We start from the raw sequence: 14,796 nt of genomic DNA, 5'->3' as shown, positions 1-14,796 counted from the left end.
CTTTCCTCACGAGTTGAATGCTTCACCGTTAAGCTGCGCGAGCGCATAGCGCCCGGCAACTCCGTATGGGTTGCCGAGCGTTTCCAGTATCTCGACGTGGTTATAGCCTCGTCCAATGACCAGACTCGCAGGCTTGCCCGCTTTCCGAACGGCCGCCGCAAAATCGTCGCTTTGCCGCATGAACTCGGGCGTCTCGAGCGTTCCGTGCACCAACGCCAGCGGTACCCGCAATTGATCGAGATGGCGCTGAGGGCTCAGACGCTCCTCCGCCTCGTCGGTAAACTTCACGTATTTGCTCCGTGACGACAGGCGCACAGGCTTCAGATCGTATATCCCGCTGACCAGCGTCGCGGCCTTGATGAAATCGCCCGGCAGCCGGAAGTCCCTCTCCCAGTTCGTGGTGAGCGCAACAGCCGCCAGGTGCGCCCCCGAGGAGTGACCGGATAGATAGATCCGGTCAGGGTCGCCGCCAAACGATGCTGCATTCCTGTAAACCCACTCCAGGCATCGATTGACCTGCTCGGACATCTGCATCAGGTTTCCCCCGGCCTCGATCACGTTGATGAAATCCGGAGCAATAAAATGCACGCCTCGCTGCACGAACATCTCGGCAATGAAACCGAACTGACTTGCCGAGCCGGCGCGCCAAGCTCCTCCGTGAACAAAAACGTGAATCGGAGCCTTTTTCGCATTGGCCGGATACAAGTCCAGCGTTTCAACAGACGTCGGCCCGTACTGAAGTTTTCTGGGTGCGCCCAGCCGGGTACGCGCATCGTCGCTATTGGTCTCCCAACGTTTGATCACGGTGTCCAGGTTGGGGGCATAAGCCTCCTGGTCATAAGCCCTGTCCAACGATGCCTGATCGAAATCCAGCCACACGGGCTTGCCATGCTGTGCGCTCTGTTGGGCGCCAACTTTACTCGCAAGCGCGGCGGCCGTTGCCGCGATAGCGCCTGATAAAACCCTCCTGCGGCCCGCATCGACAACTCTCCGCATCTCCCCTCCCATGGTGATGAACATGCACGGCAACTGCTTGCTTTTTCCGGGCAGGACAGTCCTGGTCATCAGCGCTCCTGCCTATAGGCAGGCAAACGCCTCGCGCTGTCACAATTCCCGGTACGTACATCGATGCAACCCGCATTTTGAACGTACACGTACTATAAGCAAGTGTAGGTGGACGGGTGCTCGGGCGTCAAGATACCGGCTCGATGCATGGCGCGTATCAGAGCTATCCGCAAATCGCGACACATCGTCACAACCCGCCGGGAAGGCGAAAAGCGGAGGCAAGGGCATGATCTTGGACCAGTCCAACTCTGCCGGCAGCCAGAGTCGCGGCAGTCAGTAGGGCCACAGACGCGTCGTTCATCTTCACTGAAACGAAGTGGTTTCAATAGCTGCCACGACGAGGGCCGATCGTGTCACAACTGACCTGTCACGGTCATTGATGTACTCAACGCATTGGTGTCACGCGACGATGAACCGACGATCATGTGATAGGTCCCGCTATTCAACTTCCACGCATGCTTCGACGCGTCCCAAGTCGACAGCAATTGAGACGGCACGGTAATGCTCACTTGCCGTGACTCCCCAGGTTGGAGCGAAACTTTCTGCCAGCCGACAAGTCGCTGAGGCGGCTCACCAAGCCCGGCGGGCAACACTGCATAGACCTGCGCGGTTTCAGCTCCGGCACGAGCGCCGCTGTTCAGAACCGAGAACGTAACGGTCACCTTGCCGGCGCCGTCTACCTTCGCGCTCAATGCGGAATAGGCAAACGTCGTGTAGGACAAGCCAAACCCGAACGGAAACAGCGGACGGATTTGCTTCGCGTCGTACCAGCGGTATCCAATCAGCAGGCCTTCGCTATAGTCGACGTTCAGATTCGTTGCGGAAATCGTCGGCTGCGGCAGATCCGACTCCTGCATCGGGAATGTGATCGGCAACTTGCCTGACGGATTGACATCGCCGAACAGCAGATCGGCAATCGCTTGTCCACCTTGCACGCCCGGGTACCAGGTTTCCAGCACGCCATGCACTTCGGCAAGCCACGGCATCACGACGGGGCTCCCGTTTTCGAGAACCACGACCACGCGTTTCGCCTTTGCGGCGACGGCCGTGATCAGCGCATTCTGGTCGTAACTTTCGTTAGCTGGGTCTGCCGCCTTGTTCGGCAAACTGAGGTTCGGCAAGTCGGTATCCTCGTGCTCGAATTGGGTCGCGAACACGATCGCGACATCCGCCTGTGCTGCGGCATCGGCTGCCGCGTTTGCGTCCGTGCCATCAAAATATGTAACTTGCGCGTTAGGCGCTTTCTGCCGGATCGTCGCGAGCGGTGCCGACTTGTACCAGTTCGCACAGCTGCTATCGAATGCATTGGCCGGCTTGCAAGTGGTGACTGCATTGCCGTCGACCGGAGGTACGGTACCGGAGCCACCACCCGACATCACACCGACATCCGCATGCCCACCGATTAGCACGATTGAGGAGAGACTGTTCGAGGCGAGAGGAAGTACCGGCTGAATGGAACCGGACGGTGCAGCATTTTTCAGCAACACCGCGGATTGCTGTGCAACCCGCAAGGCAAGCGCATTGCCTGCAGCCTGATCAATCGTGCCGCCTGGCGTCGGCGGCGAATCGAAAACCCCGTACCGGATCATCGTGCGCAATTTTCGATGGACCATATCGTTCAAGCGCGTCATAGGCACCGTGCCTGCGGTCACCGCGGCTTTCAACCCGGAACTGAAGTACGGAGTTAGCGTAAAGCCCGGGATGCCGGTGGGACGATCGCCAATATCGCCCGGCTCTTCTTCGTCGAGACCCGCGAGTGCGGCAGCGACCGTGCTGTGGTTTCCGGTCCAATCCGACTGTACGATGCCCTCGAATCGCCACTCGTTCTTCAGCACATCGGTCAACAAATACGCGTTCTCGCACGAATATGTACCGTTCACCAGGTTGTATCCGCACATGACATTCCCGGGCCGACCTTGCTTGACTCCGATTTCGAACGCAAGCAATTCCGTTTCACGCATCGTCCGTTCGTCGACGATCGAGTTGCTCGTCGTCCTGTTCGTTTCCTGGCCGTTCATCGCAAAGTGCTTGATCGTCGCGATAACGTTGCGCGACTGCGTCCCCGTGGTTCGTGCCGCGCTCATCGTACCGCTCAGAACCGGATCCTCGAATGTGCGGCCTCCGCGCGGCTCGCGCGCCAGATTGACACCGCCACCGAGGCCCTCTGCATAGCCGAGCGTGCGCAGTTCCGTCGCGATACGCGCGCCGTACTCGTCTGCAAGGTCGGTATCCCAGCTCGCGGCAAGAGCAATTGGCGCAGGCAGTGCAGTTGCACCGGCATCGCGCACGTTGACTCCGCTGGTCGAATCGGCCATTGCGAATGCCGGAATTCCGAGTCGCGGGATACCGCGGATGTACCCAGCGCCATTAATCCCTGGCGGAAACGGCCCGCCAAAGCTCGCAAATGGATCGCCCGTGCCGTGCACCAGTTGAATCTTCTCGTCTCGTCATCTGAGCGACGAGCGCAGCAGCACGCGCGTCGGCAACCGAGTCGGGATCGCTGGATCCGACGATGTCATCTCCACCACATGCCGACACGATCACCGCAGCCGCGCCGCACAAGAACAGTGTTGCAACGAGACCCGGAAAATTCTTATTCTTCATTATGTCCTCGACTGGTTAATTATTTAACATCACGAATCAAATGGGATCAGATGGTCGTGAAGTGAAAGCTGATACAAATGCGATTGCGCAGAGGTTCCGGAAGGCGCGCGTAGCGCGACTGGAAGCGCCCCTGGCGCGGGCGATGTCAAACGCTGGTCGACTGGTGTCAAGCGTGCGGGCCCCTTCGCCTGCCGCCTGCCAAACCCGTCGACACCGTGTCGCGCGAAGTCGGTGTGACAATCGCCGAGGGCGACGAGGCACTTGCCGGCATGGAGGCACGCCGGAAGACACGCGCCACCGATCCGCTCCAAGTACGGCTCGATGACGCCGTGCGACGCGTTGACGAGCTGTTTATGGACGTCGAGATCCTGCGCAGAGAGCACGAACTTCAGCCCCGTCGACCTTTGCTCGCCTGGATATCGTCGAAACGAGCCGAGACGTCTCCGTCAACGCAGGCGACCAGATCAGAAGATGTGCCGCATGCCGACCCGCAGCGCCAGTTGGTTCCGTCCGGACGAAGGACCGAACAATGTGATTTGCGCTTGCGCGCCGTTGCCTGACGTGCGCTGGAACGCAGCGGTCGCGTATATGTCCGTTCGCTTGGAAAGGGAATAGTCGAACGTCGTATTGACTTGCTGCGCCTTGTTTCCATTAAGTACCGCGTTTCCGTCCATGAACTGATAAGCCACTTCGATACGCAGGAACGGGTTGACGGGATACATGCCACCGACCTCGTACACATTCACGGCTCCGCCAGTTGCCGTATTTCTCGTATTTGTATAGAGAAGGTCGACATAGGCCGGCCCGACAAACACACCGCCACCGAGGCCAAAGGTCCGGATGCCGGAATTCCCGTTGTTCATGGTCGGGTAACGGACATACGTGTAGGCAGCGTCAAGATTGAACAGACTATTGCCATAGTCGATACCGAAGCTCTGCGAGCTATTTTGCGAGAATGCGCCCGCAACGCCGCCGAACCCGTACATGGCGCCAAAGCTGAATCCCTTGATATCCGGGCTCTCGTACTTGATCGCATTGGCGAGACGTTGACCGGAGACGCGGTCGAAATCGAATCCGCCGGCCGGCAGATTGGGAACGTTCAACGCGTTGAAGGGGCCTTGCCGCAGGTTCTGAAGCGTAACGACCGGGAACGCTGGGCCGTAACGCCGAATCGCCAGCGACGTGAACATGAAGTCATACTGATTACCCAGGGTCACGCGGCCCCATTTTTGGTCGGCCAGCGCCAAATAAGTCAGTCGACCGAACGTGTTTCCGATTGAGGCGCCCGTTCCTTCGTTGAATTGCCCTTCGATCACGAACGTCGCCGACAACCCTCCGCCCAGGTCCTCCTTGCCGCGAAATCCGAACAAGTTCGGCGCCATCACACCACTACCGAAAGAGAACTGCCTCTTCCCGCCGACGTTGCTGACGTAATCGAGGCCTGTATCCAGCACCCCGTATATTTCGACGCTGCTTTGCGCATGTGCAGCGATCGCAAAGCATCCGAACGATGCTGCAACCGCAACAGTCAACGCGGCCGTCCTGCACTTGATTGCCTCCCCCTTCATCCCTGCTCTCCTCTCGCCGATCAAGATTGAACTTCGCTAGCCGCACCCGATTCGGTGTCATCCACGACCGGGCACGACTCGATCATCGAAGTCCAAAAGTCGTCCAGCCATCCAATTTGTGCACGATTAATCCGAATGACGAAGATGAGTACACCTACATCATCGACATCGATCTAGATGTTCTTTGCGCTGCAATTGGGGCGCCGGGCGACGCAGCGTGATCACGGTATGCGGACCACAACATGGCGAGATATCGGAGATGCTTGACGTCGGAATGTCGTGTGACTCGAGATCGCGAACTGAGGATTCGAGATGGAGCGCCGGCATGTCTGCTATCGGCGACGGTTCCGCCTCGTGCCGGAAATCGAAGCCGGCAGAAGCGATAACGCCCGAGGAAGGCGTGTCCGGGATAGATATCCCAGGAGCGAGGAGTAAATGCGGGTTATAGAATTCGGGGGCACCGAGCCAACCGTGCCCCCAACCTAACTGGATGCTTAACGCTCCACCAGCGCGAGTACCCGGCACGGGCTACCCGAACCGCGCTTGATCTTCAGCGGCGGCGTAATCAACATCGATCCGGTGGGCGGCAAGCGGTCCAGGTTCGCCAGGCTCGACAGGCCGAACTTGTTGCTGCCGTGCATCGTGTGATGACACGGGAACGGCTTCGCGAACGCGTAGGCCTGTCCGGCGTCGGTGCCGACGGGTTCCGTACCAAAACCGATCACATCGCGCTCCTTGGCCAAAAATTGCGGCAGATCTTCCGACGGTCCCGGCGAATGACCACCGTCCTCACGCGTATTCAAGAAGCCGTCGGTCAAATTGCGCGACGACCAGCCCGTTCGCATCAACACCCACGCGCCGGCAGGAATCCGCCCGTAGTCCTTCTCCCATGCCTCGACATCGGCAACGGTCAACAGAAAATCCTCGTTTTCCTTCACCCGATCCGAGACATCGATCACACACGCCGGCGCGATGAATTTCTGCACCGAGATGGTATCCGTCGCACCGTCCGGATAGTCCTTGCCAGTGATCCAGTGCACCGGCGCATCGAAGTGCGTACCGGTGTGTTCGCCGCACGAGAAGTTGTTCCAATACCAATTCGGCCCGCGCTCGTCGAAGTTCGAGATCTCGTCCAGGCGGAACGGGGCCGTCTGACCGTACTGCGGCGGCAGTCCGATGATCGGCGTGCGCGCCTGCAAGGTATGGCTCAAGTCAATGACCTCGATCGCGCCCTGTGCGATCGCTTCCGAAAACTGCTTCAGGATATTGCTCATACGTAGTACTCCTTCACTCTCTCTTTGTTACGGCTTGAAAATCAGTTCCGACGTAGCCATCGATGGTGTGCCCGACTCCTCATCGAGCAGCGCAATGCCGCGCGCCGGCTCATGGTCTCGTCGAGCATAAAACACGGTGGCCGCGTCAACTGCAATACGCTTGCCGCGATATCGCTTCGTGAACGATGCCGGTCAGAGCATCGCTGCTGCTGGGCGCCCCGCCCGGTTCGGCTTGAGAACCGTCAGGCGCAATGCGGGATAAACCACGATGCAAATCACAACGGTCGTGATTGCTTCCACGGGAATGATCTGTGCGAGCAGATAGTGCGAGGTGATCACCGCAACGATCAGCGTGACGACCCCAGCCCAATTGACATTCTCCGCCGGCGCCTTCAAATCCAGCTCTTCCTTCGAGACACGCCTGACGATGAAAAAGTCAGCGACGACAATGCCCGCAAACGCCGTCGTCAGCACCCCGAGGATCGTGATCCAGGAATTGACCAGCGCAAGAATTTGCCCGTAGAGCATCAGCAATCCAACGATGTTGGCAAGAACCACGAACGTCAGTCGGCCGGGACGGAAGTTGAGTGCGTCGAAAAGATTGGAAAGCGACAAGGACGCGCTGTACGTGTTCAGCACCTGCGTCTTGCCCTGTGCAAGGACCATCAGCAAAGCCCCCATCACACCACCGAAGACCACGAATGCGGCGGTAATGCTGTCCGGGCTTTGCAGCGACGCGTGCATCGCGGCCTCCCGCGTCATACCGGCCGTATGCATGTAGAAATCCACGAGCGAAGGGATACCCGCGTACATGATCACACCGCCGAGCACGAGCATCAGCACATCCATTGACAGATTACCCAGCAACGCGGCGATTCCAATATCTCGCGAGCGGCGAGCATACCGACCGAGATCGGCGTCGAACAATGCAAGCGCGCCCGCGGACCCGATCAGGACGTTCACGGCGAAGATGAACTTGTGCATGTCGCTGCCTGCACCCATCGCCTTGAGCGTATCGACCGGAAATTGCGATCCAAACGAAAACAGGTCGGCTGCAGTATGCGGACTGCTGGAAATGACCACTTCCATGATGTAGGCCAGCACGATCAGCGACAGAATCAGAGCGATCGACGAGACACGGGCAACGAGCTTGAATCCATATGCCGTGAGGAACACCCAGAGGATCGTCATCAAGCCATAAATGACGATTCGGGCAGTGAGCGTATCCGCGATCCCCAGATAAAAGATGAAGCCCTTGTACAACAGCGCATTCTCGAGCGCTAGAAACCCGATGATCATGAACGCAAAAATCAGCGAAGAGACGATCGACCCTCTGCGACCGAACCCGAAGTAACGGGACATGACGGTGCTGGACAGACCCGATCGATACGCGACATGGCCGCATGCCCAGCCAAGCAGCGCGCCGACAATGGTCACAACGACCCCGGCAAGCAAGCCGATCTTGATACCGGCCACGAACGTAACCAACGCACCGAAAAATAGTTGAACCAGGGATACGACGATGCCAGCCGTACTCCAGGTCAAAGACAACCATCCTTGCCGAGCATCGTCCGGCACGGGTTCCAGTGCGTGATCCTCCATCTTCACGCTCAAACTTTCTTCCTTCATTTCTCGCTCCTGTTGATACCGCTAGTCACTCGCTGGCCCGATGGCTCGAACGTCACATCCAATATATATGTACGTGTACGTACTATATGGAAAGTAGTCGGCCGATTTAATGCTGTCTATAGGGGAAACCACAATTCGGATCAAACGACGTTAAACGGCAAATCCATCATGCTCATATCGGCTGCCTCTGTCGCTCAACTAGGCAGAAATGGACCCCGCTAAATACTTATATCCTTCGTATTCCTACCCATTACAACAGCGTTCAGCATGCAATACGTCCCGCCTTTCAATCGCAAAGCATCGCCCGGTGCCGACCCACAAACCGCGGTGTCGACATGGTCGTCGTCTCGCATCGATGCGATCACGGTTGCTTCAATCGCGGATAGTCCATTGCGCTGCTTTTTCTTCGAGCACAGCAAGCGGCTCTTCAACAAAAGCAAGGCCGGTGGCATGCACGAAGGTAATGTCTTTGATACCAATGACGCCCAACACGGTGGTCAGGTAAGGACGAAAGAAATCCGGCTGGCGAGGCGGCTCGTGAAACATCGCGCCGCCGGATGTAACCGCAATATACGTAGGACGATCGCGCAACAAGCCCACCTTGCCTTTTTCCGTTGCCACGAACGTTACGTCGCGGCGAACGACAAGGTCGATCCAGGTCTTGAGTGCAGCTGGCACCGTGAAGTTATGCACGGGGGTCGAGATCCACAGTACGTCCGCTGCGTCGAGCTCCTGTATCAGTTGATCGGAAACAGCAAGCGCCGCGCCATACCGCTCTCTTGCCTCCGCGGCAGGTAAAAGCAGGGATTCGGCATATTCGGCTGTAAGAGGCGGCAGCGGCTCAGTGCCGATCTTGCGCCGTGTCACCTGAATGTTTCGTTCGGTGCGGGCCATCAACGTTGGCAACAAATGCTCGGTGAAGTACCGGCTTGTCGAGTTGTCGTTCCGCGGGCTGCAATCAAGCAGAAGCAAATTTGTAGCGTTCATCAGTCAATCCATGCTGAATCAAATCGGCGTTCAGGCCCACCGCGATTGAAGGCGAAACACGCGGCGGGCTTCGCCTGTTCGCTGGCAGCCGGTACCACGGTGATACCGACAACCTGCATCAATGGCCGAGCGTATTCGCTCCCGCCTTCGCAATCCGGGCGTCTTCACTAGGCTTGACACCCGAGACACCAATGGCGCCGACCACCTGCCCGTCGACAACGACCGGCACGCCACCCTCCAGCGTCGCGACGAGAGGCGCGCTGACAAATGCCGTTCTGCCGGCGTTGATCATTTCCTCGTACATCCGCGACTCGCGGCGTCCGAGCGCCGACGTACGTGCTTTGCCAATGGCCATTTCGGCGGCGATCGGCGCGCAGTCGTCGAGCCGAAGCAAGCCAAGCAGATGACCACCGTCATCGACCACGGCGATCGCTACCGGCCATTGGTTCGATTCGGCCTCGGCATGTGCCGCATCCATGATTCGTTCAACCTCTGCGACGGTCAAAACAGACTTTCTTTGCACCTTCGTTTCTCTCCAGATGTTTCAGCGCGCGGTACCACGCCGTGGAACGGTATGGGGTGGGTAGGCGCGAAAATGGCGTCGAACACGGGACCCGCTTGAACCTATCGTCTGGCGACACAAATCGCGCCGCCATCCGGTTTCGGCAACATAAATCCCGTGAGCGAAAGAGAGATTCAGTAGCCCGCGTTACCAGTAACAACTGGTTGGGTATTGACGGCCTTACCGCGCCAGCGGGGCGCACGATGCACTCGCGGCGCGGCCGTACTGGCCGAGATGGTGTGTCGCGTTACCGCCCCTTCACGGAAGGCGTGCGAGCGCCGCGTCGAGTGCGGCGGACTCCTCGGGCAAAGTGATGCCCAATTCACCATGAAGGACGCTGCGCAGTTCCTGCACATCCGACAGCTCCCGCTTGTGCGTTCCGGTTTGCTGATCGTGAATATGCAGCGTGCGGTTGAAAAGTCCGATACGCCTGCCCGGTGCAAGGCGCGCGCCAAGCAGGTTGCTCACGAACACCGAGCTCGGATATGTCGACACGAAGTGATTCGACATATCGTAGTCGACCGGGTACTGCGGGTCGAAATCGAAGCGGTACACCGACTTCCACTGATCCTCGAGCTGGACCTGCAGCACGAAGGCCGGTAGGCCTGCACGATCGGCGCCGACTTCAAAGGGCGAATCCTGAATCCGGAATACGCCGTGCGGTGTCGTCTGTTCGAGATTCGTCTGCAGCAAGAGCGGGGCGGACAGCGTCATCCCGCCGAAGCCGACATCGGTCAGATAGCGCTCCCCGTCGACCTCGACAACCAGGATCATGTGCGTACGCGGCGGCATGCCGAGTGATGCGTCATGGCCCCAAAGCACACGCGCGGCGTAGCTTCGGACTGTATAACCCAGCAGTTCGAGCACGTGCCGAAACAGCAGATTGTGCTCGAAGCAGTAACCACCCCGACCGGCTTGCACCAGCTTCCGTTGGATCGATGCGAGGTCGATTCGCACCGGTCGGCCGAGCAATACGTCGAGATTTTCGAAAGGGATTGCCTCGGGATGCAACCGGTGCAGTGAACACAACGTGTCGAGGGTAGGTCCCGACGGCGGCTCGGCCGATTGATAGCCGATACGCTTGAAGTATCCGGCGAGATCGGGCGCCTCGTGCGGTTCGGTCATTGCTTGCTCCATGTCACTTGAAAAACCGGTTCTCGTACGCGTCGCAAGCATGCCCTCGCTAGCCTGCGAAAGCCTCGATCTGTTCGATCCGACCATCGTGCGCCGCAGGCCCAAAGCGCCCCACGTCCTTCAGCGTATCCTGAGGGCGTACACCGAATCGACGGCGATAGTGCGACGTGAAGTGACCGTAATGTTCGAAACCCCAACGCAACGCCACTTCCGTCAGACGCGTCGTCGCCGGATCGCCCGCGGTGAGTTCCGCGTGAACGGCCTTCAGGCGCAGGTCACGCAAAAACGACATCGGCGACTGACCGTGCGTCTGGCGGAACGCATAAAAAAGCGCCCTCGGACTCACTCCGACGGCACGGGCAATCTGCTCCACCGAGGTCGCCTCAGTGAGATGCGCCCGCATATAGTCCTCGGCGCGCTTCACGTAGGCCGGCCTGACCGTCCTGCGGTCGCACATGTCATTCAGGTTTTCCGACCAGTTGCTGGGTTGCGCGAGCAACAGCGTATCGATCAGCAGACGTTCCCAGCGTTCGCAATAGGCGGGGCGCGCGAGCAAGTCGGGACACGCCGCACTGACCTGAAGAATGTAAGACAGCGTAGCCAGCCACGCCTGGCCGGCTGGCCCGAAAAGACACAATTTCGGTTGAAAGCGCAAACCTTGCCTGGGAAGCGATTCGATATGCTCCATGCACGCGCGCTCCAGCGCCTTCTGTTCTATACGGACAACGATTTGTTCCAACTCGGCCGAAAATTGCAGCCGTATCGCCTCTTGAGGCGACAGGATGGCAGCAACATCGGGACTGCCCGACACCAGCTGCTTTCCGACCGAGTAGAGCGAGGTGCCGCGAACGGGCATCTGAACCAGCGTGAAGCTTTCCAGCTCGTCACAGTCAACCTGGACTTCCGCTCCGTACTGCAGATAGAAGACGCGCAAACTACCGATCTTGAGTGAGCGCAGCGCTGCGTCGATTTCGCCGCGACCTCCGGCAACCGACATCTCGTGCGGCTTGATTGCTTGCCCTACCAGGTCGATCACGCTTTCTCGATTCATCCTGCCTTCGAAGTGAACGCCAAAATGCTCGAAGGCGTCCCGCGTGCCGTTGTACAAACTCGGATAAGTGTTCATGACATCCTCAGCTTCCCGGGGACGGACGGGAGCACCGCTTCCAGAGACTCCCCGGCCCGGATGTCGCTCAGAGAATGCAGTTCCCGACCGTCACAACCACATCAAAGCATGCATAGGTACGCCCGACTAAGTACGTGTACGTCGCATTTTTCTTTGAATTTAATCACCGCAAATTTCAGTGTCAAGACTATCGGAAACCCTCGAAGCGCCGTTCCGCATCCGCTTTCGGAATCAGGTCGACGCTATGCGCCCTTGCCTGGTGGCGAGGCGGCGGCGACTGAAGACTTCGGTACACCGCCCACGCCCCAGTGTGCGGGCGGCACCTCTTGCAGGATGACCCGTACCGACTCTCTCGGTGCACCCAGCGCAGTCACAGCTGCTTCGGTCAAACCGGCGATCAACGCTGTTTTCTCTGCCGTCGTCCGACCGTCGACGAGCATGACCTGTATCAAAGGCACGGTCCTCTCCTTGATTCGATGGTTTTCGAGTTGCCTGCGCGGCGGCCGGAACGACGTTCCGGCGCTTACTCCGAGGAAAACACGGGAAGGTCGAACGCCGTGACGCGCGGCGGCTGCGCGAACTTCTCGACCTCGATCAGCACCGTTTGCGCGACCGATCCCTGCCCCAACCGGGATGTCCCCTTGTCGAGCGTCACTACGTTGGGATTGCCGTGCTTCTCGAGAGAGCAATCGGCGCCGGGGTCTTCAGGGTCGAACCATGCGCCTGTCGGAATCTGTGCGACGCCGTTCATCAAATCCCCGCTCACCCGCGCCGATGCGAGAAATGCCCCGCGATCGTTATAGACGCGGACGATATCGCCGTCTTCGATACCGCGCTCGGCGGCGTCCCGCGGCGAGAGATTCAACACCTCTCTGCCATTGCGCTTGAACTGAACACTGACCGGGCTCGGATCGAGCTGGCTGTGCAGCTTGCCGGCGGGCTGATTCGATAGCAGATGCAGCGGAAATCTTGCCGCCTTTTCGCCACCGAGCCATTCAGCCGGTTCCAGCCAAGTCGGATGCGGTGGGCAATCGTCATACCCGTACTCCGCTATCCGCTGCGAAAAGAGTTCGATCTTTCCAGAGGGCGTCTTGAGGCGATGTGCCGCGGGATCGGCGCGGAAATCCGCCAACAGCGCCGGCTCCAGATACTCGTCGCTGGATGGGAATTCATACGACCCTTGCTCCCAGAACGAATCGAAATCCGGCGGCGCATATCCCAAGCCGATCGCGCGTTCGCAAGCTTGAGCATACATATGGCGCAGCCACTCCATCTCGTTACGTCCTTCGGTATAAGCGTTCCCGAAGCCCATCCGTTCCGACAGCTCCGCAAATACATCGAAATCGTTCCGCGACTGTGCCACGGGCGGAATCACCTGATGCATCGCGATCCAGTGACGCTGCAATTCCGTCGCAAGGATGTCGTTGCGCTCCATGGTCGTCGTCGCCGGCAACACGACATCGGCATATCTGGCCGGCGGGCTCCACCACGGTTCATGCACGACCACGAAATCCGGCCGGCGCCACGCTCGCACGAACCGGTTGAGATTCGTGTTGTGATGGAACGGGTTGCCGCCAACCGAATAGATCAGCTTGATATCGGGCATCCGGATCGTCGACCCGTCGTATTCGAGCTCGGAGCCCGGCTCGAGCAGCATGTCCGCCACGCGTCCGACCGGTACGTAAGCGCGCACGGGATTGGGGCCAAGAGGAAAGGTCGGACGCGGAATGTCGCGAGGCCGGCGGACGGCAATCCCCGCAACGGCGCCAATACCGAAACTGAATCCGCAACCCGGCTCGCCGATCTGCCCGAGCAGACTGGCCAGAGCGATCGTCATCCATACCGGCTGCTCGCCGTGATCGGCGCGCTGGACCGACCAGGCTGTCGCAATCAGCGTTTTATGCGCCGCCATCCTGCGAGCAAGATCGCGAATCGTGTCCGCGGCCACGCCGCAGATGCGCGAGGCCCATGCCGCATCCTTCGGCACGCCGTCGGTTTCCCCAAGCAGATAACGCCTGAACGGCTCGAATCCCTCGCAGTAGACGTCGAGGAATCGCTTGTCATGCAGGTTCTCGCTCACCAGCACATGCGCAAGCCCCAGCATCATCGCCGTATCGGTGTTCGGAACGATCGGGAGCCAGTCTGCCTTCAGCGGTTCGGACACGTTGTCGCGGGCCGGGCTGATGTTGACGAACTCGACGTTCGAGCGCGCGATGCGCGCGATCCACTGCTCGGCCTCATGGACCGCGGCACCTCCTGCGTCGATCTGCATGTTCTTGACGTGGGCGCCACCGAACATGACGACGAGTTCGGTATGTTCGGCAATGTGCACCCATGGGACAGCCATCGACGTGACGTCGGACGAACCGATCACATACGGCGCGATGTGCATCGCCGCGCCAAAGCTGTGATTGCCCCGTTTGTCGACGTAGCCGCCGAACAGCCCCAGGAATCGCTTCAGAACGCTGGGGGAATGGTGCAGCCGCCCTGCACTAGCCCAACCATAGGAGCCGCCATATATCGCTTCATTGCCGAACTCGGACTTGACTCTGCGCAGCCCGTCTTCGACCAGATCCATTGCGACGTCCCACGTGACCGGAACGAATGGTTCCGCGCCGCGCCCCGCTCGAGACCCCTCCCGGCTCTTCAAATACCCGGCGCGAACGTATGGCTGATCGATGCGCAGCGGGCTGCGCACCATCTGCGGCAGTGCCTGAATCAGAGCAGGTGGGCCCGGATCCTCATTGAACGCAGTCACGCCCGAGATTTCACCGTCCTTCAGGTGAACGTCATAGACGCCCCAGTGCGACGCAGTCTGAATCCACTTCGAATCGCTCATTTTCCGGG

At 59.2% G+C, this 14,796-nt stretch carries 10 protein-coding genes and 1 pseudogene; all 11 read right to left on the bottom strand.

Features of this window, described 5'->3' with window-relative positions; genetic code table 11:
• Window positions 1-6: 6 nt before the first annotated feature.
• The 11 genes and pseudogenes from HWX62_RS24475 to HWX62_RS24425 all read right to left on the bottom strand — a co-directional run bounded on the left by HWX62_RS24475 (window position 7) and on the right by HWX62_RS24425 (window position 14,788).
• Window positions 7-1,065, bottom strand: coding sequence for an alpha/beta hydrolase (locus HWX62_RS24475; protein WP_175931700.1), 1,059 nt, complete (start codon window positions 1,063-1,065; stop codon window positions 7-9).
• Between the two features lie 353 nt (window positions 1,066-1,418).
• Window positions 1,419-3,669, bottom strand: a pseudogene (locus tag HWX62_RS24470) (glycoside hydrolase family 3 C-terminal domain-containing protein).
• 464 nt (window positions 3,670-4,133) lie between these two features.
• Complete coding sequence (locus HWX62_RS24465) at window positions 4,134-5,237, bottom strand: porin (RefSeq protein ID WP_175931699.1); 1,104 nt, start codon at window positions 5,235-5,237, stop codon at window positions 4,134-4,136.
• Window positions 5,238-5,731: 494 nt separating this feature from the next.
• Window positions 5,732-6,511: a cyclase family protein gene (locus HWX62_RS24460; RefSeq protein WP_175931698.1), complete on the bottom strand. Its 780-nt coding sequence runs from the start codon at window positions 6,509-6,511 to the stop codon at window positions 5,732-5,734.
• A gap of 192 nt (window positions 6,512-6,703) precedes the next feature.
• The gene (locus tag HWX62_RS24455; RefSeq protein WP_175931697.1) at window positions 6,704-8,140 is read right to left on the bottom strand and encodes a cytosine permease; all 1,437 of its coding nucleotides are present in this window, start codon (window positions 8,138-8,140) and stop codon (window positions 6,704-6,706) included.
• A gap of 372 nt (window positions 8,141-8,512) precedes the next feature.
• Window positions 8,513-9,127, bottom strand: coding sequence for an NAD(P)H-dependent oxidoreductase (locus HWX62_RS24450; RefSeq protein ID WP_175931696.1), 615 nt, complete (start codon window positions 9,125-9,127; stop codon window positions 8,513-8,515).
• Between the two features lie 118 nt (window positions 9,128-9,245).
• Entirely contained in the window at window positions 9,246-9,650 is a 405-nt protein-coding gene (locus HWX62_RS24445; protein ID WP_175931695.1) for a heme-binding protein, read from the bottom strand.
• Window positions 9,651-9,947: 297 nt separating this feature from the next.
• A complete protein-coding gene (locus HWX62_RS24440; RefSeq protein ID WP_175931694.1) occupies window positions 9,948-10,814 on the bottom strand; it encodes an arylamine N-acetyltransferase in 867 nt (288 codons plus the stop codon).
• 58 nt (window positions 10,815-10,872) lie between these two features.
• On the bottom strand, window positions 10,873-11,949 hold the full coding sequence (locus HWX62_RS24435) for an AraC family transcriptional regulator (RefSeq protein WP_175931693.1): 1,077 nt from the start codon (window positions 11,947-11,949) through the stop codon (window positions 10,873-10,875).
• 242 nt (window positions 11,950-12,191) lie between these two features.
• On the bottom strand, window positions 12,192-12,407 hold the full coding sequence (locus HWX62_RS24430) for a 4-oxalocrotonate tautomerase (protein ID WP_175931692.1): 216 nt from the start codon (window positions 12,405-12,407) through the stop codon (window positions 12,192-12,194).
• A 65-nt stretch (window positions 12,408-12,472) separates the two neighbouring features.
• Window positions 12,473-14,788 (bottom strand): molybdopterin-dependent oxidoreductase, encoded by a 2,316-nt coding sequence (locus tag HWX62_RS24425; RefSeq protein WP_175931691.1) that lies wholly within the window; start codon window positions 14,786-14,788, stop codon window positions 12,473-12,475.
• Between the last annotated feature and the right edge of the window lie 8 nt (window positions 14,789-14,796).

It is taken from the genome of Burkholderia sp. BCC0506, assembly GCF_902833145.1.
Lineage (GTDB): Bacteria > Pseudomonadota > Gammaproteobacteria > Burkholderiales > Burkholderiaceae > Burkholderia.
Note: the sequence above shows the minus strand (reverse complement) of the source record. Positions and strands in the feature narration are given on the sequence as shown.